A 24,127-nucleotide genomic window follows, 5' to 3' on the forward strand; every position below is an offset into this window, starting at 1 on the left:
GCAAATTACTAAAGTCCTAAACTTGCTGATATCTCTAACATGCGCTCAATCGGGCGTTGTGCGCGAAGTATAACATCTTCAAGAAGCAGAATTTCAGGTGATTCATATTTCAAACAATTATAAAGCTTCTCAAGCGTATTAAGCTTCATGTGAGGACAGTCATTACATGCGCAGGCATTATTTGGTGGTGCAGGAATAAAAGTCTTTTCAGGACTAGCTTTTTGCATCTGGTATAGAATACCAGATTCTGTCGCAACTATATAAGCTTGCGCGCTATCTGTCTGCGTAAACTTAAGCATTCCTGCAGTAGAGCCTACATAATCTGCTTTAGCCAAAATATGATCCTCACATTCAGGATGCGCAATAAATTTAGCTTCCGGATATTCACTCTTTAAGCGATCGATCTTATCCTGTGAAAAAATTTCATGAACCATACAAGCACCATTCCAAAGCACTAAATCACGTCCAGTTTTTTTCTTTACATAGGCACCAAGGTTACGATCGGGTCCAAAGATGATCTTCTGATCTATAGGGAGGCTCTCAACAATCTGGACAGCGTTACTTGATGTGCATACAATATCTGATAAGGCTTTTAATTCGGCCGTACAGTTTACATAAGTAATTACCAAGTGATCTGGATATTGCTCCTTAAACTTAGCAAACAGGTGTGGTGGACAGGAATCTGACAGCGAACAGCCAGCTTTAGCGTCTGGCAGGATTACTTTCTTTGATGGAGATAGTATCTTTGCCGTCTCCGCCATAAAATGCACTCCGGCAAAGACTATTAAATCAGCATCCGTTTTTGCAGCTTCCTGGGATAAACCTAGACTATCCCCAATATAATCTGCAATATCTTGAATTTCAGATTCCTGATAGTAATGTGCCAAAATTACAGCATTCTTTTCTTTCTTTAATCGTTGGATTTCAGCTACTAAATCCAATGAAGGATCAATCGGAGCATCATTATATCCTTTTGCCTGAAGCTCATAATTTACAATTTCCATGTGGGTACTTTCAACAGTTTATGAACAACAAAAATACACATTGTTATAAATATAAAAGTCAATAAAAAGCAAATTAATCAAATCGGTCGTTGGAACAAATAGCTATATATAAGATATTTTAAGTTAAAAAAGTATAATTAAAAGAAATAATTAAAAATATATCTCGATTTAAACCCTTTTAGAGTCGAATATTCGGAAAAATACCAAACAGCCTCCGCATTATCGCAAGCTCAAAGACTTTGTTTCAAACTCTTTCAAACCAAGAAAATCACTTTCTCCCATTTTCTTGCTCATTGAACGTTCTTAGGCATAATACAAAGCAAGTAAAAATATAGCACAAACGGAAGCTTTATTTTTTAACATTTTCATAGTAAAGGATCGTCTACCCAGTAGAGTCCAAAATCAAATAAGAATTGGGAAACAGTAAGGTTTATAGAAATCTAAAGACGTCGAAGCTGGAAATAAAATACATCGAGCGACCGTAGTATTCGATACAATCACTTCAGATCATTTTCGGGGTGATATCAGCCAAATAGAATCTAAAAATCTAGGAAATAAAGTCTTTTAGAATACAATATTTAGGTAGGATAGTAGGAAGGAAGGTTTTTAACAAAATCTCATGACCTTTATTTCATTCAAATTTATTCTTTAAATCGATAAAAATCAAAGTAAAATTCAATAAAGGTATTTTTTACAATCCATTCTTAATTAAGGTCGATGAGAATCGGATATTTTTAATCTGCTGTGATATGATGTATTATAAAGCATTCTCAGGGGCTATAAACAGAAAAAATTCTTGTTGTACGTGCAAACCAAACTCTCAGGTCGAGCCATCGGAACAGTTATGTTTATCAGGGTAGCCAAAGCAGTAGCTCCACACAGGCTCATCCATAATGCAAAAAGATGACAAATTTCTTGGTCCAAAGCTCCTTAGAATATGCTAGAATTTTTATCTACAAAAGCGGGAGAAAATAGCGTACACTCAGCGCTTCTAACTAGCCTTTACCGGTATATCATAAGTAAACAGCTATACAATTTGATATTTATGCAAAAAGAATATAAATTTTTCTAAATCAAAACCTCAATGGCTTTAAACTAATAGTCCTAGCCAGGCTTCTTAATTTAAATAGATTGGAAACTGGAGATTTAGAAAAGATAAACTATGCATTCTAAATAATATATATAATTTTTATAATATAAAGTTATAATTTTATATTATAACTAAAAATATTAAAAAAATTATTTCTAGTTCGATGAAAAAAGGCCGCTAGAATCTGGTAAATCAAATGGCATATCAACAATAAAAATTTACAGCATGCTGAGCCGGTTAATTCTGAAACAAGCTCGCTGAGAATAGGATAAAACGTACATTGTATCCGATCAGAGCTTTTATCGAAATCTAAAAGACTTTAAATTATAACACTCAAAATCAAAAAATGACTTTGGCTCGCAAATATAGTAAGAATGTTTGTTCAACAATGAAATTTCTAATAATAATTAGATATCATCCAATACCTAAACGATTTGCAAGGTGCTTTTCCTTCCCCATATACTTTCAAACTGTATTAAAATCCAATAAAAAATTAAGAGAACATCTCAAAAACATATATTCAATTGTAATCGAGTTTATTTTTTCAAAAATTTATATCAAAATGTTCCAGAATACGCTAAATACAAATAAATTTTGCGAAGAATTATATATCCCAAAGAAATAAGCCTTCAAAACGTTGACGGCTATGTACTTTATTACAAAGAGGCCCTTAGATTACGGTAAAATGAAAAAAAAATATTTTAAAGTCCAATTCCAAAATCTAAACGACTTCAGGCTGCATAAAAATCAATTACATCCCAATTTCGGATCTACTTATTTCTGGAAAACACTCGGAAAAACGCTTTCACATTAAAATCACCGTAAAAAATTCGGAAAAAAATAAAAATATGCCAATCTAAGCGATTTAATTCACAAAAATTTCTATATCAAAAAATTTTAAACCGCTTGAGCTTCTCATAAAATGAAATTGAAACCAAATGCGGCCAAATAACTTGCTCTAAAAGGAGCAAAAAATCAATTTTTATTTTAAAATCTACAGAAATCCCAATACAAGCTCTTTTATAATTTCATAAAAAGTTATTTAAAAAGTTTTTAAAAAAATATCTAACTCTAAAAAGGTTAAAAAAACCTTTAAAATCTAAATTTTCAAAATAAACTCGTTCAGAATGGAATATTTAAATAGGAGAGTTTATCCCCAACCAAATATTCCATTCTGAATAGGTTTGTTTCGATGTTGACAAAACTAAACAAAGATTTTCGAACGTATTCCACAATCTTTTTTTTCAATAAATACTAATTTTTTAAAATAGAGATTCTCTTATTGTTTATTAGGGTGTGGAAAAGTGGTATAAATTGATCTCTGTGAATTTTGATTTTAGGTTTTTACAGAGTTTTCAACAATTTTTCAACAGAATTTATGGATTAAAGAGCTGATTTTTAAAATTCTAATTTTTGACGTTTTTTATTTTCAATATTTTTTTGTTGAATAGTTCATGTCTAAAAAATGTGGAAATCTGTCAAATTTTGTGCGGAAAAATAATGACAATTCCTGGCCAGAGTAGGGGATTTGTGGATTGTTAAATACTTTTCATTTTTATTTAACCTTTTATTTACACGTTTTCCACATTTTTCGTTAATTTGAACCGTCACTTTTGGGATAATTTGTGAATTTTAAAATATATGGCAGATAGAAAGGTAGATTTTTTGGTCATTGGATCAGGTATTGCCGGATTAAGTTTTGCGTTAAAAGCTTCTAAATTTGGTAAAGTATTGATAGTCACCAAGTCCAATGAGGATGAGTCTAATACGAAATATGCACAGGGGGGAGTGGCTGCCGTTGTGGATAAGTCTGATAGCTTTGAAAAGCATATCGTTGATACTCAGATAGCTGGAGACGGATTATGCGATGTGGAAATTGTGGAAAACGTAGTTCGGGAGGCGCCAGATCGGATTGCTGAACTTATCGCCTATGGAACTTCCTTTGACAAGGAGGAATCCGGCGTATATGACCTTGCTAAAGAAGGGGGGCACTCCGCTCATCGGATTCTTCATTATAAAGATATAACCGGTTATGAAATAGAAAGAGCTTTATTGGAACAAGCACATAATGATCCCAATATAGATATTGTGACACATTATTTTGCTATTGATCTAATTACCCAGCATCATATGGGGGAGTATGTGGATAAGAACAGGGATGATATTACCTGCTATGGAATTTATGCGTTCAATACTTCCTCACACCTGGTGGACAAAATTTTAAGTAAAGTAACCGTTATGGCCTCCGGTGGAGCTGGACATGTATACTCAAGTACCACTAATCCGACAATCGCGACCGGTGATGGTATAGCAATGGTTTATCGTGCTAAGGGAAAGGTACGTAATATGGAGTTTATGCAATTCCATCCAACTTCTTTATATAATCCTAAAGATTCTCCGGCATTTTTGGTTTCTGAAGCTGTTCGTGGATTTGGAGGGATCCTAAGACGTTTAAATGGTGAGTCTTTTATGGAGGAATATGACGAACGAGCTTCATTGGCTCCTAGGGACATTGTCGCAAGGGCAATCGATGCGGAAATGAAAAAGTCGGGTATGGATTACGTATATCTGGATATTACCCATAGGAATAAAGAGGACATCATCAAACACTTTCCGAATATTTATGAAAAATGCCTTTCTATAGGGCTGGATATGGCTACAGACTTTATACCTGTTACTCCGGCCGCGCATTATTTATGTGGGGGCATTTATGTGGATGATTTCGGAAGAAGTAGTATACGCAATTTATACGCTTGTGGCGAGTGCTCGTCAACTGGATTGCATGGAGCAAACCGCTTAGCGTCTAATTCACTGCTCGAAGCTCTTGTATATGCCCATAGGATATTTTTGGACGCTACCAAAACTATTGGATCAATGCAATATGTTGCCAACGTTCCTGATTGGGATGACTCCAAGACTTCACTTTCTAACGAGGATATTTTGGTGAGTCACAATCTACGGGAGTGCCAGAAAATAATGAGTGATTATGTGGGCATTGTACGATCAGATTTTAGGTTAGAACGGGCGCTAAAACGCCTACATCTATTATATGAGGAAACGGAGGATTTTTATCGTAATACTAGGCTATCTGTAAAGCTTTGCGAACTGCGTAATGTGATCCAGGTCGCCTATATTGTGACCAAGTCCGCTAAGTTAAGAAAAGAGAGTAGAGGTCTGCATTATACAACCGACTATCCTCAGCATTCAACCGTATTACAAGATACTATATTCTAATAAATATGGCACTTATTTTACCTGTTCTGGACAAATCTCCTATGATTGCAGAAGAATGCTTTCTAGCACCGAATTCGACTATTGTAGGGGATGTGGAGATTGGGCACCATTGCTCGATATGGTTTAACGCCGTAGTACGTGGCGATGTCAATTATATCCGTATTGGTCATTATACGAATGTACAGGACGGTGCTGTTATTCATTGCACGTATAAAAAAAGCGGTACAACCATTGGTAATTATGTTAACATAGGCCATCAGGCAATGGTACACGGTTGTATAGTGGAGGATTATGTGTTGATTGGAATGGGGGCGATAGTGATGGATAATGCCGTGATAGAATCTAATGTCATTATCGCTGCCGGTGCCGTCGTTTTGGAGAATACACGATGTGAGTCCGGATTTTTGTATGCCGGGGTTCCAGCCAAAAAGATAAAAGCGCTAACTGACGAACAGAAGGCGCTTTTGCAACAGTTGCCACATAATTATGTATTATATAGCTCCTGGTTTTAGCTTAAACGTATTAGCAATAGCTTTTCGTTATATTTTTTAAAACTGAATTTTATTCCTTTTTGAGTCCACTTAATGAAAAGCTATCTTTTTGTTCCCAGTTCGCCCGTATGGTAAAAACTTTATTTAAGTAGACAACAGGTTCAGGGAAAGTCTTCTTTTCAACATCGCCGGTATCCCATATTCCATTATTATTGTTATCCCGAATGACACGTAGGGTATACTTACCTCCTGGAAACTGTTTATAGGCTACCGAGGGAGTATTGCTATTGATTTTGTCTATCCTATAGATCTTATCTTTTTTCTCACTGATAAGCTCGACCAGATAGGTTGTATTACTATCCAGATCCGTAAAATCAAATGTTAGATCCCCATAGTTCTCACTATCATCATAGGTAAGATCAAATTTTTTCTCTTTATTATGCTCTCCGAAATACCCTGTTATAGCACCTTCGGTAAATTCAATTTGATATTTTTTATCCTTTCTCCAGTTATAGCGGATATGGTAGATATTGGCGTCATTTGTGTCCACTGCCAATTGATAATTTGTTCTTACGAGAGAATCTTCTTTGAATTTGAGCTTCGCTTTATCTATATTTTTTATTGGTGTAAAAGCCGATACCTGTAAATGGTTGATCCGATCTACTTTTCCATTATTGGGTGTGAATTGAGGATCAATTACCTGCTCTATTTTTACATTTCCCTTTCTGACAAGGATCGTATCCAGCGGGTTTTCATTTTCCGTTAGCACTAATTTTAGCGAATCTATTTTTAGATTCGGAAGAAATAGCGACGCGGAGTCTGAAGATTTTGAAAAGCGGACTATTTTATCCTTGTTATTTAATTCATCATTCAGTATACTCAGTTTTGGTTTATCTATCCTTCTATTGAAGACAAGCAGTACACTTCCATTTTTTTCAAATTTCTTTTCTTGGGTACGGAATTTCTTTGGAATTGCTTTGAATACTTCGAGATCGATATTTGTTAAATCATGTTCCAATACAATTGAATCTTTCAGAAAACCTATTTCTTCATCGGGTGCATTATAGATTCGGTCATTGTTCTTTTCCTGGAGCGCATAGATGCGATATGTCCCTTCACGTAGGTTATTAAGCTTGTAATTTCCGGCTGTATCTGTGATTGTAAAGATATTTGCTTTCTTTTTTCCGAAAATAGAATCCTGGCTTGTGGGAATTAAGAGAACTTTAACCTCTTTTAAGACCTCTTTTGTTATAGCACTCTTTACATTTCCCGATATACTAAGCGAGTCTATTTTATCACCTGTTGCAAATACATAGGCATAATTTACCAATGCATTTCCTGCGTTATAATCTACAAGACCTTTACCGAAATAGATGCTATAGGTCGTGTTTTTTTCAAGAGAATCCGGTAATGTGATTTCCAGATTTTTTTTCTTGATTTTGAAATCGGGATTGCTCCCCATATCCGGGGTGATGCTGAATTCCTTTTGTTGATTAGCCAATTTGACATACTCATCAAATGTGATGACAATCTTTTTATCGGTAAAATTCTTTGAAAAGTTTGCAGGACTTTCCTGTAGAATCTTTGGTGGAATGGAATCTTTTGGTCCTCCCGTTGGTTGTTGTATACTCGCGCATTGTATAGACAAGCCAATGAGCATTATAAACATGCTTAAAATAAGTAATCTCGCTTTTAAGCTATTTTTTAGCCTTTCTGAGCTACTTTTATTGCTTTCTAAGGAAGTTGTCATAAAAAATAAAATATTGTCGTAAATCGCTTATTTTAAGCTTGTTTATTTTTGTTTGTAAAAACTTGATAATCAATATATTAACTCATGTGTACCATTAAAACACTGATATCCGACGGTGATACACCCGAAATCCTGGACGCTTGACCTAATGTTCTAGGTTTTACCTTTGCCAATTTCTGTCTAGCTTCTATTGAGAGTGAAGTTAGCAAACTATAATCGAAATCCGGATTAATTTCTCGATCTTCCATCTTCTTCATGCGGTTGACAATATCGATTTCTTTTTCAAAGTAGCTTTCGTATTTCAGATTAATCTCGGCCTGCTCTATGGTTTCATTGTCAAATTGCGAAACATACGCTGCAAAGCCTTCGTCGCCTTTTACGATGTCCTGTATATTAACCTGCGGTCTGGCAAGCACGTTGCTTAAACGTGTTTTCTGAGCAAGTGCGCTCGATCCTACTTCTGACAGAACGATATTCATCTTTTCCAGATTTGTGGAATTCTGTTTGAGGTATTCAATAATGCTGTTTGAATTTTGGATCTTATCCTGAACTTTCTTTAATCTTTCCTCTCCCACTAATCCTAGTTTATAAGCTAGTGGTGTCAGACGGATGTCTGCATTATCCTGGCGTAATAATAAACGATGCTCTGCTCTTGACGTAAACATGCGATATGGTTCTTCAGTTCCTTTTGTGACTAGGTCATCGACTAATACTCCAATATAAGACTCTGATCTTTTTAGAATAAGTTCTTTATCGTCATTGACACGTTGATGTGCATTTATACCGGCAAGGAAACCTTGCGCCGCTGCTTCTTCATAGCCTGTAGTTCCATTGATCTGTCCAGCGAAGAAAAGATGTTTTACCAGCTGAGTTTCCAATGTGAGATCAAGTTGCATTGGCGGGAAGTAATCATATTCTATGGCGTATCCAGGACGGTACATCTTTGCATTTTCAAAACCCGGAATCAGTTGCAATGCTTTTAGCTGTACATCTTCTGGAAGTGAGGTCGAGAAGCCATTTACGTAAATTTCTACAGTTTTGAAACCTTCTGGTTCTACGAAAATTTGGTGTCGTTCACGTTCTGCAAAACGATTTATTTTGTCTTCTATTGAAGGACAATAGCGCGGGCCTAATCCCTTAATCCGACCAGTAAACATAGGTGATTTTTCAAACCCTGTTCGGAGCATTTCGTGTACTTTATCATTGGTATATGTGATCCAACAGCAACGTTGTTCTGTTGGCATCTCGACATCAGTATAAGAAAAACGGTCTTTCTTTTCGTCACCCCACTGCTCTTCCATGAGCGAATAATTAAGACTACGTCCATCTATCCGCGGTGGCGTGCCTGTTTTCATTCTGCCGGATTCGAATCCCAGCGAAACCAGCTGTTCAGTTAGTCCGGTAGCGGCCTTCTCTCCTGTCCTGCCACCACCGAATTTTTTATCACCGATATGGATCACCCCATTTAGGAATGTTCCATTTGTTAGTACAACGGCATCAGATTCGATTTCTATTCCCATGGAGGTAATCACCCCGCATGCTTTTCCATTTTTGACGATGACTTCCTTTACGGTGTCCTGCCACATGTCTAAGTTTGGAAGAGATTCTAGTTGTAACCTCCATTCTTCTGCAAATCGCATGCGATCATTCTGTGTACGCGGACTCCACATGGCTGGGCCTTTCGAAAGGTTAAGCATGCGAAATTGAATAGTTGATTTATCTGCGATGATCCCGGTATATCCCCCCATCGCATCAATCTCTCTTACGATTTGTCCTTTGGCCACACCACCTATAGCTGGGTTGCAACTCATCTGAGCTATCACACCCATATTCATTGTAATAAGTAAAGTGGACGACCCCAGATTAGCCGCTGCTGCCGCTGCTTCACATCCGGCATGTCCGGCACCTACTACAATTACATTATATTTTTTAAACATCTTTTAATTCTTGTTCCACGTGAAACGTGGCTTTTTATTTGTTTACAAATTTACTCTTTTCTTTACGTTCCACGTGAAACGCAATAGAAAATTTTACATAAATTCAGCTAGATATAACCACCTTTCTGATTTTTGGTCTATTTGTTCCTGTATCGTTTTTATCTCTTCTGATACTGCTGATAGTTTGATATGATCTGTCAGTTGATTTAGTTCTCCCGTTTTCGCTTTTAGCAGTAATTCTAGATTTTCTATTTCTGATTCGAGTTTGTTATATTCAAGCTGTTCCTTATAGGAGAGTTTTTTCTTTTCTTCTTTTACCTGAGGTTTTGCAATTTCCTGAATAGTCTTTTTTTGCTTTTCCTTTTCTAATTTTTGGAGTTCTTCTTGCTCTATTTTGAAGTCTGCGTAGTTGCCGTTGTAAATACGGATCTTACCTTCACCTTCAAAAATGAAAAGTTGATCTGTCAACTTATCCAATAAATATCTGTCGTGAGAGACCAATATAAGTACGCCATTATAGTTATCAAGGAATTCTTCTAATACATTTAGTGTATCAATGTCCAAGTCGTTAGAAGGTTCATCCAGTATAAGAAAATTAGGGTTCTTCATTAACACGCGCATAAGCTGGAGGCGTTTCCGCTCCCCACCGCTAAGCTTGTTTACAAAACCAAACTGCTTTTCAGGGGGGAATAGAAAGTGCGTGAGCAATTGGGATGCTGTAATTACTTCTCCATTTGCCATCTCGATATATTCCGCAATGTTTTTCACAACATCAAGTACACGGTCGTTTTCGCTTACTTCAAGCCCGCCTTGTTTATAGTATCCATATACCGTTGTATCTCCTATTGCGATCGTCCCGCTGTCCGGATTTTCTTCTTTTGTAATCAGATTTAGAAAAGTCGATTTACCCGTTCCGTTTCTACCCGCTAGCCCTATACGGTCTCCTTTTTTGAATATGTAAGAAAAATCAGTTATAATTTCTTTTGCTCCATAATGCTTAGCGATATGTTCCAGTTCAAGAATTTTTGATCCCTGCCTGCTTACCTTTACGCTCAACTGTACAGAGTCATTTCCTTTAATTGATTTCGATTTTTCTTCTAGATCATAAAAAGCCTCTATACGAGATTTTGATTTGGTTCCTCGTGCCTGAGGTTGCCGACGCATCCATTCTAACTCTTTACGAAGTAAATTTCTACTCTTCTCAACCATGACGGCATCAATTGCTTCACGGTCTGATTTTTTCTCCAAAAAGTAGGCATAGTTACCTTTGTAAATAAAAAGGTTTCCCCTATCCAGTTCTCGAATTTCCGTACAGATATTGTCAAGAAAGTATCGGTCGTGAGTGACTAAAAGTACTGTTTTATTCCCGGTAGTGAGTAACTTTTCGAGCCATTCGATGGTCTCAATATCCAGGTGGTTGGTTGGCTCATCAAGAATATATACGTCTGGTTCGTCAATCAATAGTTTAGCCAAAGCTAATCTTTTACGTTGACCACCGGATAGACTTTTAATATCTTGTTTAAAATCCATAATGTTTAAACGATTTAAAATCGTCTTTATATTATGTTCATACTCCCAGGCATTCAGTGAACTTATTTTTTCGGTGAGGTCTTCTAATTTTTTTTGATCAATATCACTATTTTCAAGAAGTTCTTCATATTCTCTTATGAGACGCTGCTGGTCGTTGTCGGCACTATAAATAAAATCATTGATCGATTTTAATCCTGTGAAATCAGGATCTTGTTCAAGGAAACCTATTTTTATTCCTTTTTCTTTTACAACTTTTCCCGAAGTTGGTAAGGTACGCTCTGCCAAAATAGAAAGCAACGTTGATTTGCCTGTACCATTTATGCCAACCAAAGCCACCCGCTCCCCTTTTTGGAGTCCGAAGTGTAAGTCTCTAAAAAGCCATCTATCATGGAAGGAATGGCTTACTTGTTCTGTAGCTAAAATACTCACGTTATATCACCCTAAATTAATCTTAGTCGTTTTTATACAATAAAAATCCCTTTCAAGAATCCTTTATTCTTAAAATTTTTATTTAACACATTGAAAATCAATTATATACTATTTTTTTATTCGATTTTCAATTATTTATATAGTGAATCAATAATCTTTTGATTGCTGACTAATTAAATCTTAATGGGGCTTTCTATCATGTTAATGGAGTAAATCAGAAGCTAAGCCGGAAATCCTGTTTAGCGTAATCTCAGTAACAAGTTGATTTAGAATGCACGCAAAAATAAAGAAATAGTTTCTTATTCGATGCGAAAAAAGCTTCGTTGTGTGATAAAACGGCAATAATGATATTACCTTGATAAATTTAATTCAATGCATAATCAGCAATCAGATTGAAGCGTGGTATTTCAACCTGAAAACTACTATTATCCAAAGAACGGATCATGTTGTAATGGCCTTCCATGAAACCAAATTCACTGTTAAGATTACATCCCGAAGTATATTGATGTACCTTGCCCGGTTCAATTATCGGTTGTTCACCTACAACACCTTCACCGGATACTTCCCTATAGTCGCCCTTAGCATCGAATATTTTCCAATAACGACTGATCAATTGAACCGTGTAATCGCTCAAATTTTCTATGCTAATGTGATAAGCAAACATAAAATGTTCACGGTCGGGATTCGAATACTCCGATTGATAGATGGTTTCAACCGAGATTTTTACGCCTTCTGTAATTTGTGTGATCATTTGGATGATGTTTATTGTTGCAACAAATACTTATGCTAAAATACTAATAATGAGTTTAAAATTCGCAAACTTAATCATTTTTAAAGGTTAAATTATGCTAAGTTTAAAATTACTGTAGTCAAGTGATCCTTAAATTAGTAGGTTTGTATATGGCAAAAGGTATATTATATTTAATTCCCGTTCCTTTGAGCGATGACGCAGCATTGCAGTCTTTTACTCCTTATTTGGTAGAGACAATAAATACGCTGGATGAGTATATCGTGGAAAATGAGAAGACGGCAAGAAAGTTTCTGAAGTTAGCAGGACTTAAAATTCCCCAAAATGCATTGAAGATACACGATTATGGGAAACATGCTCGGGACAAAGGAAATATTAATGACTTTTTTGATGGTCTTAAACAAGGTCGAAATGTCGGTTTGATGTCCGAGGCTGGTTGTCCGGGGGTAGCCGATCCTGGCGCTTCTATTGTTGCTCATGCTCATCAGCTTGGAATTAAAGTGGTACCATTGGTTGGTCCCAGCTCCATCTTGCTTGCACTTATGGCTTCGGGATTTAGTGGGCAGAAATTTGCTTTCCACGGTTATTTACCTATCGATAAAAACGAGCGTACAAAAAAGATCAAAGATCTGGAACTGCAATCCATGCGTGAGAAACAAACTCAGATTTTTATTGAAACACCTTTTCGAAACAATCATCTTTTGGAGGATCTTCTCAAAACCTGTAAATCCAGTACGCAACTTTGTGTCGCGTGTAATGTGACTTCGGCAGACGAATCTATAAAAAGTCTGACTGTTGCTGAATGGAAAAAACAGAAAGCGGATTACCATAAAAAACCGACAATATTTTTGCTGTATGTCTAACAAGTTATGTTGAGTTCCTCCCCTACCCTGCTTTAGCTGTTGGGGCAGTTTTAATATGAAATCTCTCTTTAAATAAGGATAAAGCTAGGTGTGGTTTTCTGAGTAATTACTCACATACGTCATTTTCGACTGCAAAATGGAAAATGCTTATTGGAACATAGCAAATTGTTGAGTAGATTTAGGAGGAGTGATGTGTCAATTTTACTAAACATAATGTAGTGAAATTTAATAAATTAGGTTATTTTATATTGTTTTTTTCATTAGTTGTAGGCTTAAAATCTGCTTATGCACAGCAAACTACTTATGTTATTGTACATGGTGCCTGGGGTGGCGCCTGGCAATTTAAAAAGACAGCAAATGAATTGGAGAAAAAAGGTCATAAAGTTTATAGACCCACACTAACAGGGCTAGGTGAACGTTATCACTTAGCAGATACTTCCATTCGTTTACAGACCCATATCAATGATGTTATCAATACGATATTATTTGAAGATTTGCGGGATATTGTACTGGTTGGCCACAGCTATGGTGGAATGGTTATAACCGGAGTTGCGGATAGCCTTCCAGATCGGATAAAAAAGTTGGTATATTTAGATGCCATTCTTCCGGAGGATCAGGAGTCCGTTCTGACTTTGATGGGTAAGGCGGATGGCAACAATGGACTTTTAAAATATGGAAAAGAAGGTTTTATTATCCCATTTTGGGTAAAAGACGATATGAAGTTTCCGCGGGATGTCCCCCACCCTTTGAAGACGATGAGCGATGGAATCAATTTGAATAATCCGGAAAGGGAGAAAATTCCGGCAACTTATATCCTGACCTACGAGGGAGATCAGCCCATGGAAAAAGATGATTTTTTTCAATTTTATGCGAAAGCAAAAAAGAAGCATTTCAAAACTATTGAATTGATCGGTGATCACAACCCGCAAATAAAAAAGCTGAAAGAATTAGTAGATTTGTTATTACAGGAACGATAAATAAGAGTAAGATTTCAATGTCACAAGAAGAATTAATAAAAGAGTTAAGTAGACCTGAAGTATTATACGCGGCGTTAGGCCTCGTTGTTATACGCATTATTATTTGGTTGTTATTTGCGAATACCATTCGTAGGACATTAAACCTGATAGCGGTAGAAAATAGATTGATGACACCCAATCAATCTTGGCTGGTAGCCATTCCTTTAGTCAATATTTATTGGAATTTTCAAGTCGCTTCCCGTTTGAAAGATTCCCTTATCAATGAGTTTTACGACCGCAAGATCGCGGTTGAGGAAAATCCGACCTTTCGGAAAGGATCATTATATGCCTGGATTTATCTGGCGACAAATATTCCGTTGCCGATTCCTATTTCAGGCCTGCTGGTTATCATGCATTTTGTCACCTTGGCTAACTATTGGTTTAATATCAGCGCAAATCGTAGAATTTTGGAAGAACATGATAAATTTCGAGAAAAGGAGGTTATTATAAACGATGAAAATTAAAGCGGTTATTCAACATCTGGAGCATTTGGCTCCATTGGATTTGCAGGAAACTTATGATAATGCCGGATTGATTGTCGGCAATGCAGATCAGGAGATTACCAAAGTATTGATTTCGTTGGATTGTACGGAGGAGGTGGTACAGGAAGCGATCGAAAAGGGATGTAATTTAATTATTTCACATCATCCCATTGTTTTCAAAGGATTAAAAAAATTCAATGGAAAGAACTATGTAGAACGTACGGTCATAAAGGCAATAGAAAATGGCATTGCGCTCTATGCGATACATACCAATCTGGACAATGTCACCGGTGGGGTCAATTCCAAAATAGCTGATAAACTGGGACTGGTTAACCAGGCTATATTGGAATCCAAGCCAAATGTACTGCGCAAAATGGTGGTATTTGTGCCCAGGAGTCATGTAGAAGAAGTCCGGCAAGCCTTGTTTGATGCCGGAGCGGGTCAAATTGGAAAACATTATGATCAATGCAGTTTTAATACTGCCGGTTATGGAAGTTTTAGGCCTTTGGCGGGGGCTGAACCCGCTATTGGCGAAATAGGAACACAGGAACGTGTCGAAGAGACACGCATTGAAGTGATTTATAAACGTTCTATTGAAAGAAAACTTCTTTTGGCTCTCTATGAAGCACATCCTTACGAAGAAGTTGCTTATGATCTTTTCGATTTACAGAATACAGCTGGAGAAATTGGAGCTGGAATGATTGGTAATTTATCCGAGCCCATGGATGAATTGGAATTTTTGGCTTATTTGAAAGAGAATCTCAAGCTAAATGTAATTCGCCATACAGCCCTTCTGGGAAAGAAGGTGAGTAGAGTTGCAGTTTGCGGTGGTGCAGGTGGCTTCCTATTGGGGGCGGCAAAGCGTTCTGGTGCTGATTTTTTTGTCACAGCAGATTATAAATATCATGAGTTTTTTGATGCAGAAGGTGAGATTGTCATAGCAGATACGGGACATTTTGAGAGCGAACAATTTACGCAAGAATTATTGTACGACATTATTACGAAAAAATTTCCTAACTTTGCAACCTTAACAACAGAAATAGATACAAATCCTATAAAATACTACAGTTGATGGAACAAACCGTAGAACAAAAATTGAAAGCATTATGGCTTTTGCAAGCCATACATACTAAAATAGACAAGATTCGCCAGGTTCGTGGTGAATTGCCTATGGAAGTTGCAGATCTTGAAGATGAGATTGCGGGTTTAGAAACTCGTATTGAGAAGATCAGAACAGACTTGGACGATTTAGAAGATTCAATCGTTAAGCGTAAAAACATGATTAAAGATGCCCAGGCTGCTATCAAGAAATATGAGTCGCAGTTAAATGAGGTAAAAAATAATCGTGAATATGACGCTATTTCGAAAGAAATTGAAATCCAAGGTCTTGAGATTCAGGTTTGTGAAAAAAGAATCAAAGAAGCAGAATTCGAGATTCGCAATAAAACAGAAAACTACGATGCTACCGTAGGTAACCTGGAATATAGCAAAAACGAACTTGAGGGTAAAAAGAAAGAATTGGAAACAATTACTTCTGAAACCCAAAAGGAAGAAGATGCGTTATTGGCTAAAGCTGCTGAAGCGGAAGCTAATATAGAAGAGCGTTTGGTAAAAGTTTATTACCGTTTGCGTAATTCTTTCAAAAATGGTTTGGCGGTCGTTTCTATCGATCGTGATAGCTGTTCAGGATGTCACAATAAAATCCCTGCTCAGATGCAATCGGAGATTCGTCAACGTAAAAAAATCATTATCTGCGAACATTGTGGTCGCGTTTTGGTAGACGAAGGTATCGTATTGGAAATTGAACAAGAATACGGTTTCTAATCGTTAATAACAGAATAAAGCCCTGCTTTTTGAGCAGGGCTTTTTTTTTAAGATATTTTTTATGCAACTTTGTTGATATACGAAGTGATTTATTGGACAAAATAGTAGCTTTGTATTGTAATTTTAACCTTTATATTTTTATGAAGTTGGTATGCGAATCGCAGGTACTATAAAACAGTAGTTTTGCATATTAATTTTAACCATTGAAAATTTATGAATAAAACTCATTTTAAGTTTATTGCGGCACTTTTGATCGGTACTTCATTTCTACAGGTCAAAGGGCAAGAGACTTTATTACTCCGAAATCCAAGTATCAGTGCCAGTAATATCGCTTTTGTGTACGGTGGAGATATCTGGTTAGCAGACAAGAATGGTGGAAACCCGAGACGTCTGACCACAAATCCTGGTGTCGAACAAAATCCGATGTTCTCCCCTGATGGGAAGAAAATTGCTTTTACGGGCAATTACGATGGTAACACCGATGTGTATGTCCTTCCTATTGAAGGAGGAGAGCCTCAACGTATTACCTATCATCCTTCTTCAGATGTATTACGTGGCTGGTTGAATAATGATGAAGTATATTATACCACATCACGTGATTTCACCTATGCGCTAAGTCCACGGTTATACAGTTCTAATATTCAGCGACTGGGAATGGATAAGGCTTTATTGATGCCCGAAGCAACGCAAGGCAGCCCTTCCGCAGATGGGCGCTATTGGGCTTATATCAAAAATACCGATCCAACGGAGCGCGATCGCGTGGCGTTCAAACGCTACCGTGGTGGAGGTACACCTACCATTTGGATCTTTGATACAAAAACCAAGGAAATAGAAGCCATTCCACAGGTAAAAAGCAACGATGTCAAACCCCTATGGTTAGGTAACAAGGTATATTTCCTATCAGATCGCGATAAAATAGTCAATATTTTCAGTTATGATACCAAGTCAAAGAAAGTTGAAAAGCTAACTGATTTCAAAGATTATGATGTTCGCTCGCTAAATGGAAATGGCAATGAATTGATTTTTGAATACGCAGGCATTTTGAATACATTAAGCCTGAATAACAATAATAAGATAACTGCCTTACACATTAGTGTAAATACGGATGCCATGTTTAAGCGTCCTTTCTACAAAAATATCAAGGAAGACATTCGCTATGTGGCACTGTCTCCTACCGGTCAACGTGCCCTGTTTGAGTCGCGAGGAGAGATTTTCACTGTACCTAAGGAAAAAGGTGAAGCCCGTAATTTGTCGAATTCTCCGGGCTCACACGAACGTTTTCCAGATTGGTCACCAAATGGAAAATGGGTTTCTTATATCTCGGATAAAAATGGTGCTTACCAGCTAGTTTTAGTGGATCAGTTTGGAAAAGACCAGCCTTTGTATTTCAATCTGGGCGAAACGAATTTTTATTTTGAACCTACCTGGTCTCCGGATTCGAAAAAATTATTTTATAACGATGCCCACCTCAATCTATACTACATTGATATTGCATCGAAGGCTATTGTGAAGGTTGCTGATGATAAACTGAGTGGGCAAACCGGTAGAGTATCCAACCATTTCCAGCCAAGCTGGTCTCCAGACTCAAAATGGATTTCATTTACACGTACTTTAGAAAATGGGGTACCGGCGGTATTTATGTACAATTTGGATTCAAAGAAAACGCAGCAGATTACAGATGGTATGAGTTCTGTTCGTAGCACTGCTTTTTCACAGGATGGTAAATACCTTTTCTTTACAGCAAGTACCAATACCGGATTAACCAATTCCGGTCTGCATATGTCGGCTACGCAACGTAATGTCGATTACGCAGTATATGCTTTTATTCTATCCAGCAAAACCCCTTCTTTCTTTAAGAACGAAAGTGATGAAGAACAGATTCGCGAAGAAAAGGCAGACAAACCTGCAGAAAAAGAGAGCAACAAAACAGCACGCGTAAAAGAGAACGATAAAAAAGCACCGAAAAATGATAAAAAGGAGGAAACTCCGGCAAGCAAGCCTGAAGATAAATCCATTCAGGTAGATTTTGATCGTATCGAGAACCGTATCGTGGCTCTGCCTTTGCCGGTAGGTACCTATTGGAATCTGAATGGCCTGGTTCCAAACCAGCTGACTTACCAACGCGGTGGCACTATCGGTGCTTACGATTTTAAAGATCTGGAAAATAAGACATTGGTTGAAAACGCACGGAGTTTTGTGATTAGTGCCGACGGCAAGAAAATGTTATATCAGACAGGAAATGGTTATAATATCGTGACGGCTGGACAGAAAGTCGCATCTCCGACTGCGGGCGCAATAAAATTGGATGGGATCCAACAGCTGGTAGACCCTGTCGCAGAATGGAAACAGGTCTTCAACGAAGTTTGGGCTATGCAGAAAGACTATTTCTATGTAGAAAACATGCATGGTGCTGACTGGAAAGCGATGAAAGCCAAATATGAAAAATTCCTTCCATTTGTTAATCACCGTTCGGATTTAGGTTATTTACTGAACGAAATGATGGGTGAAATGGTTGTTGGACATAACTATATTTATCCGGGGGATCAACCTTCCACTCCGTCGGTTTCGGTAGGTGTATTGGGTGCTGACTATACAATCAAAAATGGTTATTATCAGATTGGGAAGTTATTTACACGTTTAGAATGGAATCCTTCGTTTAAAGCGCCGCTGGCAGAGCCGGGTTTGAATATCAGAGAAGGGGATTATATCGTTGCTGTAAACGGTATAGAATTAACCGAAGAAAAGGATATCTATAGTTTATTTGATAACACTGTAGGCAAACAGGTAACGTTAAAAATTAATTCCAAACCGTCGCTGGTTGGCGCCCGCGAAGTTGTTGTAAAACCGATTTCTTTTGCGGACGAGATGAGCTTGCGCAGCATGGAATGGGTGGAGCGCAACCGCAAGAAGGTTGATCAGTTAAGTAATGGACAAATAGCTTACGTATACATGCCAAATACCGGACCGGAGGGTTATACCTACTTCAACCGATATTATTTCTCTCAGATGGATAAAAAGGCCCTTCTGATGGACGAAAGAAACAATGGTGGTGGTTGGGTAGCCGATTATGTCATTGATTTGCTATCCCGGGAATTGATTTCCGGCTGGGGCATCCGTGATGGTAGAGGTTTTACGACGCCGGGCAATGGTATTTACGGTCCAAAAGCAATGATCATCAATGAAAATGCGGGTTCGGGCGGTGATATGATGCCTTATATGTTCCGTTTTAAAGGTCTTGGTAAGCTGGTTGGCCGCACAACAATGGGTATTCTGGTCGGTATCAGTGGATATCCGCCGTTGTTGGATGGTGGACGTATTACCTCACCTAACTTTGGCGTATATGATCTGAAAGGAAACTGGATTATAGAAAATGAGGGTGTTGCTCCGGATATCTTTGTTGAGCAATTACCGAAAGATTTGTTAGAGGGACGCGATCCTCAATTGGAAAGAACGGTGAAGATTTTATTGGAAGAAATGAAAACTTATCCTTACAAAAATCTACAGAAACCAGCAGATCCAATACGGGTAAATTAATAAGTCAATATCGATAGAGAAAAGGCTGTATTTATAAAGTCGATTTTGGTAAATCTTTGCAAATTTAAGTTTTGAGCAAATGATTGGTTTACTAAAACGGGCAATTTTCAGATCGAAAATTGCCCGTTTTTCATTCTCAAAAAGTCATCTTGAGCTGGTAGCCAAATTTTTATATCGTACTGTCGACCCCTATCTTACTAAGAAAAGGTTTCCTTTTATATAGTGCTTTTTTATGGTGTTTAAATAAATATTCCTTTGTTTAAAGCAGTTTTAGGGCGTTTGTTGCTTCGTGTTCAGTAGCTAAGATCCGGAAAGCTTGATTGAATTGTGGCTACTTTATAAAGTAACATGCTTTTATTGTTATCTTTAAAGCATATTTAAAATTTATGTACCCCGAGCAAACTACATCCCCATTTCAATCTTTATTGCGTCTGGTCCTGTTGGTCATCGGATTTACCTTTATCTCACAGGTTATCGATATCCTTATCCTCTTTTTCTACTACAAATTTACAGGACAGGTATTCTCATTGGCCATACTTATGCAAGGTTCTCCAAATGAAATGCGTTTTTTGTTATTGTTGAGTAGTCTGGGCTCATTTGTTGTACCAGCTTATCTGATGAATACCCGCGAGGGGTATGGAATCCGTTATTTTAAGCAGGAATATCAGCCGCGGGCAAAGCAGTTCGCTTATATCTTTTTCGCTATGCTCGCTTTTATGCCACTGATGAGTTTAATCGGACATTGGAATGAATCGTTACAGCTGCCGGACAATATGCGATCCGTACAGGTTTGGATGGAACGTAGTGAGCGGGAATCGGGCGATCTGATAGAGGGGATTATCGTAGAAACAAGTTTTATAGGATTTCTGTTTAACTTGGTTGTTTTGGCTTTGATACCAGCAATAGGCGAAGAGCTATTATTTCGTGGTATCCTTCAAAATATTGTCGGAAGATGGATATCTAATCCCCACGTAGTCATCTGGATTGTAGCTTTTGTTTTTAGTGCCATACATCTGCAGTTTTTTGGCTTTATACCACGGATGTTATTGGGAGCATTTTTTGGTTACCTCTATCTGTGGGGCAAAAATATCTGGTTACCTATTTTCGGCCATTTCGTCAACAATGCAGGGGCTACAATCATGGCATTTTATTATACCAGAAATGGTAAAAGCTATGATGAAATCAATGCATTTGAAGTGCAATCTTGGTGGATATATGTTGTAGGCTTCATTTTTACTGCTATTTTTGTATTCTTATTTTATCTCTCAACACAAAAAGAAAACCATGGAGAACGACTGGAAGAAAATTAAAACATACACAAATGCTATTCAGGCTGAAATAGTAAAACAGATGCTGGAGGAGAACGGTATTCCTACTGTGGTATTGAATAAACAGGATTCTTCTTATCTGTTTGGAAAAATAGAGCTGTATGTGAGTGAAAATTCGGTTGAAACTGCCGAAAGACTGATGGAAGAAGCAGCGGGAGAAAATTAGAATGAAGACAAGAGCGATAACCGGAGCCATTTTTGTAGCTGTCATGGTGGCATCTACCTTATTCGGGCCATATTTATACAGTGTTTTTTTTACGCTGTTGAGTGCATGGTGCCTGTATGAATTTTATGGTATCGTATCATCGGAAGAACGAGCGCCCAATAAGCCACTCGGAATTCTCTTAGCCGTGGCACTATTTGTCCTAGGATCTATGGTAGCTATAGGTGATTTGGCGCCTAAATTCCTATGGCTTATCACACCATTGGTCAGTTTGACCTATATTATTTCACTTTTTCAAAAAAGAAGTTTTCCTTTTAATGATATAGCCTATACATTTTTGGGAATCTGTTATGTGACCTTACCTTTCTTCCTTTTTGCGCAACTGGGCTTTATCAGTGGCGTTTTCAATCATTATATTCCGCTTGGGTTTTTAATATTGCTTTGGACGAATGATACTGGCGCATATCTTGCAGGGCGGAGTTTTGGAAAGCATAAACTGTTTGAGCGGATCTCTCCAAAAAAGACCTGGGAGGGATTCTTTGGGGGCTTTATTTTGGCCGTTGTTGTCGCTATAAATCTTGAAAAATATTTTGGAAGTTTACCCTTGTGGCAATGGATTATCGTGGCCATGATCATTAGTATTGTTGGTACATTGGGAGATCTGGTTGAATCGATGTTAAAGCGGAGCTTACATGTAAAGGATTCGGGTAACATTCTGCCCGGACACGGCGGTTTTCTCGATCGTTTTGATGGCTTGTTATTGGCAGCACCGATGGTTTATGTTTTCTTAATTTTAATCAGTTAAAAGAATTATGAGTCATATTCAGAAATCTACCTTTGATTTTTTGGTAGAATTAAAGGAAAATAATTCAAGGGAGTGGTTTGCGGAGAACCGGGAAAAGTATGAATCTGCACTGGCGGATGTACGGAGTTTTATAACTGACTTGATCGCTGCACTCAGTGAATTTGATCCAAAAATAAATACCTCTATTCAAGCTAATAAATGTTTATTCCGTATCTATAGAGATACACGGTTTTCAAATGACAAAACTCCCTATAAGACTTGGTTCGGAGCCGGAATATCTGTTGACGGAAGAAAGTTGCATGGCCCCGAATATTATATTCATATCGGCGCCGAAAATTCATTTATAGCCTGTGGTTATTGGAGGCCAGAAAAACTGCATCTGGAAGCGATTAGGCAGGAGATTGACTATAACGGTGAACAAATAGCGACAATTCTCAATCGTACATTGGATGATGGAAAAATAACATTGTTTAAAGAAGATCTACTTAAACGTGCTCCCGCCGGTTACGCGGAGGATAACCCTTATATTGATTTTATCAAGCTAAAAAGTTTTGTTCTGGATCAGTCCCTGACGATCAAAGATTTGTCCGACAAAAGTGCATTGGATAATATCATCGCCTCTTACAAAAAGATGTTACCGTTCAAGGAGTTTTTACAAGAGGCGATCGACAGCGAATAGTCTACTGTGGTAGGCTGATTTTACCCATACAGACCGCTGGAGAATCTTTTATATGCGTGACATTGGATTTTTTTCCTGCAAGAGTTTCATTGGCCAATAGGGCAAAAAGAACGGCTTCTTTCGCATCAGGGTCAATACCCAGGGAGGCGAAACTGTCCACCTTGATGTCCGGTAGATTTGCTTTGATGTAGTCAAAAAGCAAAGGATTATGTAACCCGCCGCCACTGATGTATACCGAAACATTGGATAAACCTTTGGCCTGTTTACAGATGCCATCGATCATGGCCTGCGCTGAAAAGCGATTGAGCGTGGCCATGACATCTTCTGCTGATAAACCTAAAGTATCTGAACGCCTTTGAGCCTCATTCAGGTAATCCAGGTTAAATAATTCCGGTCCTGTTGTTTTAGGAAACGCTAGATTTAGAAATTCTTCGGCAAGGAGCTGCTCTAATAACGGGGCATTAACTGTACCTTTTTTTGCAACGATAGCATCTCTGTCCATCTCCTGATCAAAATGAGCTTTCATATACTGGTTCATCATTGTATTTCCCGGCCCTAGATCTGTCGCATAGGCTTCCAGATTATTTTGATGACTTGGTATAAAAGTGAAATTGGAAATACCTCCTATATTCAGTAAAAATCTGTTTTCAGTAGGATGGGAAAAAAGGAGGTAGTCCCCATAGGCTGCCAAAGGTGCGCCCTCTCCTCCTGCGGCAATGTGCTTTTGTCTAAAATCCGATAATGTAATTATTCCCGTATGTATCGCAATATGGTCTCCGTCGCCGATTTGTAGCGTACTATTGGGCCAATTCAGATCTTTCGTTAACGATTGGGGGGCATGGTAGACCGTTTGTCCATGGCTAGCAATACAATCTATCTGATCAGCTGAGATGTTCCAGCTAGCTATTGCTTGATTGATCAGGTTCGCGTGGGTGATACCTACGTATGCATTAAGTCCCGAAAGTAACTGCTGGTCGATGGTCCTTTTGGCGAATATTTCACGGACTTTGGTTCTAAAAATATCTTCATAGTCCATTGTAATAAACTTTTCTAAACTTATCCTGGTGGCCTTTCCCGCGTTTTCAATACGACATAATGCGACATCTAGTCCATCTAAGGAGGTCCCGGACATTAAGCCAATAATAAAACGCTCCTTTTTTAGTGCGATCTGATAAAGTTTTTCGATTTGCGGATTCATAATCTAAAAATAAACACAAAAA

General features: G+C 37.8%; 18 protein-coding genes. 12 read left to right on the forward strand and 6 right to left on the reverse strand.

What is annotated here, in order from left to right:
- Nucleotides 1–8: 8 nt before the first annotated feature.
- Entirely contained in the window at nt 9–1,004 is a 996-nt protein-coding gene (gene nadA / locus ACK8HY_RS14950; protein ID WP_416134116.1) for a quinolinate synthase NadA, read from the reverse strand.
- 2,731 nt (nt 1,005–3,735) lie between these two features.
- Here nadA and nadB point away from each other — a divergent pair.
- The gene (gene nadB, locus ACK8HY_RS14955) at nt 3,736–5,328 is read left to right on the forward strand and encodes an L-aspartate oxidase (protein ID WP_416134117.1); all 1,593 of its coding nucleotides are present in this window, start codon (nt 3,736–3,738) and stop codon (nt 5,326–5,328) included.
- Nucleotides 5,329–5,333: 5 nt separating this feature from the next.
- Nucleotides 5,334–5,840 (forward strand): gamma carbonic anhydrase family protein, encoded by a 507-nt coding sequence (locus ACK8HY_RS14960; RefSeq protein ID WP_077436889.1) that lies wholly within the window; start codon nt 5,334–5,336, stop codon nt 5,838–5,840.
- A 49-nt stretch (nt 5,841–5,889) separates the two neighbouring features.
- Here ACK8HY_RS14960 and ACK8HY_RS14965 read toward each other — a convergent pair whose 3' ends face one another.
- From ACK8HY_RS14965 to apaG, 4 genes are all read right to left on the reverse strand, one after another.
- Nucleotides 5,890–7,569, reverse strand: a complete 1,680-nt coding sequence (locus tag ACK8HY_RS14965) for an Ig-like domain-containing protein (protein ID WP_077436890.1) — start codon at nt 7,567–7,569, stop codon at nt 5,890–5,892.
- A gap of 77 nt (nt 7,570–7,646) precedes the next feature.
- The gene (gene mnmG / locus ACK8HY_RS14970; RefSeq protein ID WP_416134118.1) at nt 7,647–9,506 is read right to left on the reverse strand and encodes a tRNA uridine-5-carboxymethylaminomethyl(34) synthesis enzyme MnmG; all 1,860 of its coding nucleotides are present in this window, start codon (nt 9,504–9,506) and stop codon (nt 7,647–7,649) included.
- 93 nt (nt 9,507–9,599) lie between these two features.
- Nucleotides 9,600–11,465 carry an ABC-F family ATP-binding cassette domain-containing protein gene (locus tag ACK8HY_RS14975; protein WP_416134119.1) on the reverse strand — a complete coding sequence of 622 codons (1,866 nt, stop codon included), beginning with the start codon at nt 11,463–11,465 and terminating at the stop codon, nt 9,600–9,602.
- 364 nt (nt 11,466–11,829) lie between these two features.
- Entirely contained in the window at nt 11,830–12,216 is a 387-nt protein-coding gene (apaG, locus tag ACK8HY_RS14980; protein ID WP_077436893.1) for a Co2+/Mg2+ efflux protein ApaG, read from the reverse strand.
- Nucleotides 12,217–12,365: 149 nt separating this feature from the next.
- On the opposite strand from apaG, the gene ACK8HY_RS14985 reads away from it, so the two are divergent.
- From ACK8HY_RS14985 to ACK8HY_RS15030, 10 genes are all read left to right on the forward strand, one after another.
- Nucleotides 12,366–13,076 (forward strand): SAM-dependent methyltransferase, encoded by a 711-nt coding sequence (locus ACK8HY_RS14985; RefSeq protein ID WP_077436894.1) that lies wholly within the window; start codon nt 12,366–12,368, stop codon nt 13,074–13,076.
- A gap of 218 nt (nt 13,077–13,294) precedes the next feature.
- Nucleotides 13,295–14,053: an alpha/beta hydrolase gene (locus ACK8HY_RS14990; protein WP_077436895.1), complete on the forward strand. Its 759-nt coding sequence runs from the start codon at nt 13,295–13,297 to the stop codon at nt 14,051–14,053.
- A 17-nt stretch (nt 14,054–14,070) separates the two neighbouring features.
- Nucleotides 14,071–14,556, forward strand: a complete 486-nt coding sequence (locus ACK8HY_RS14995; RefSeq protein WP_077436896.1) for a hypothetical protein — start codon at nt 14,071–14,073, stop codon at nt 14,554–14,556.
- Nucleotides 14,546–15,646: a Nif3-like dinuclear metal center hexameric protein gene (locus tag ACK8HY_RS15000; RefSeq protein WP_077436897.1), complete on the forward strand. Its 1,101-nt coding sequence runs from the start codon at nt 14,546–14,548 to the stop codon at nt 15,644–15,646. Before ACK8HY_RS14995 ends, ACK8HY_RS15000 begins: the two co-directional genes overlap by 11 nt.
- Nucleotides 15,646–16,398, forward strand: a complete 753-nt coding sequence (locus ACK8HY_RS15005; RefSeq protein WP_077436898.1) for a zinc ribbon domain-containing protein — start codon at nt 15,646–15,648, stop codon at nt 16,396–16,398. The genes ACK8HY_RS15000 and ACK8HY_RS15005 overlap by 1 nt, the downstream gene beginning before the upstream one ends.
- Before the next feature lie 213 nt (nt 16,399–16,611).
- Nucleotides 16,612–19,932 (forward strand): S41 family peptidase, encoded by a 3,321-nt coding sequence (locus tag ACK8HY_RS15010; protein WP_077436899.1) that lies wholly within the window; start codon nt 16,612–16,614, stop codon nt 19,930–19,932.
- 386 nt (nt 19,933–20,318) lie between these two features.
- Nucleotides 20,319–21,242 carry a lysostaphin resistance A-like protein gene (locus tag ACK8HY_RS15015; RefSeq protein ID WP_416134120.1) on the forward strand — a complete coding sequence of 308 codons (924 nt, stop codon included), beginning with the start codon at nt 20,319–20,321 and terminating at the stop codon, nt 21,240–21,242.
- Entirely contained in the window at nt 21,217–21,426 is a 210-nt protein-coding gene (locus tag ACK8HY_RS15020; protein WP_077436901.1) for a DUF2007 domain-containing protein, read from the forward strand. Before ACK8HY_RS15015 ends, ACK8HY_RS15020 begins: the two co-directional genes overlap by 26 nt.
- 1 nt (nt 21,427) lies before the next feature.
- The gene (locus ACK8HY_RS15025; protein ID WP_077436902.1) at nt 21,428–22,228 is read left to right on the forward strand and encodes a phosphatidate cytidylyltransferase; all 801 of its coding nucleotides are present in this window, start codon (nt 21,428–21,430) and stop codon (nt 22,226–22,228) included.
- A 7-nt stretch (nt 22,229–22,235) separates the two neighbouring features.
- A complete protein-coding gene (locus ACK8HY_RS15030) occupies nt 22,236–22,907 on the forward strand; it encodes a DUF2461 domain-containing protein (RefSeq protein ID WP_077436903.1) in 672 nt (223 codons plus the stop codon).
- A gap of 1 nt (nt 22,908) precedes the next feature.
- Here the strand turns inward: ACK8HY_RS15030 and ACK8HY_RS15035 are convergent, their stop codons facing one another.
- Nucleotides 22,909–24,105, reverse strand: coding sequence for an anhydro-N-acetylmuramic acid kinase (locus ACK8HY_RS15035; RefSeq protein ID WP_077436904.1), 1,197 nt, complete (start codon nt 24,103–24,105; stop codon nt 22,909–22,911).
- Between the last annotated feature and the right edge of the window lie 22 nt (nt 24,106–24,127).

Source organism: Sphingobacterium sp. NGMCC 1.201703 (genome assembly GCF_047784615.1).
GTDB lineage: Bacteria > Bacteroidota > Bacteroidia > Sphingobacteriales > Sphingobacteriaceae > Sphingobacterium.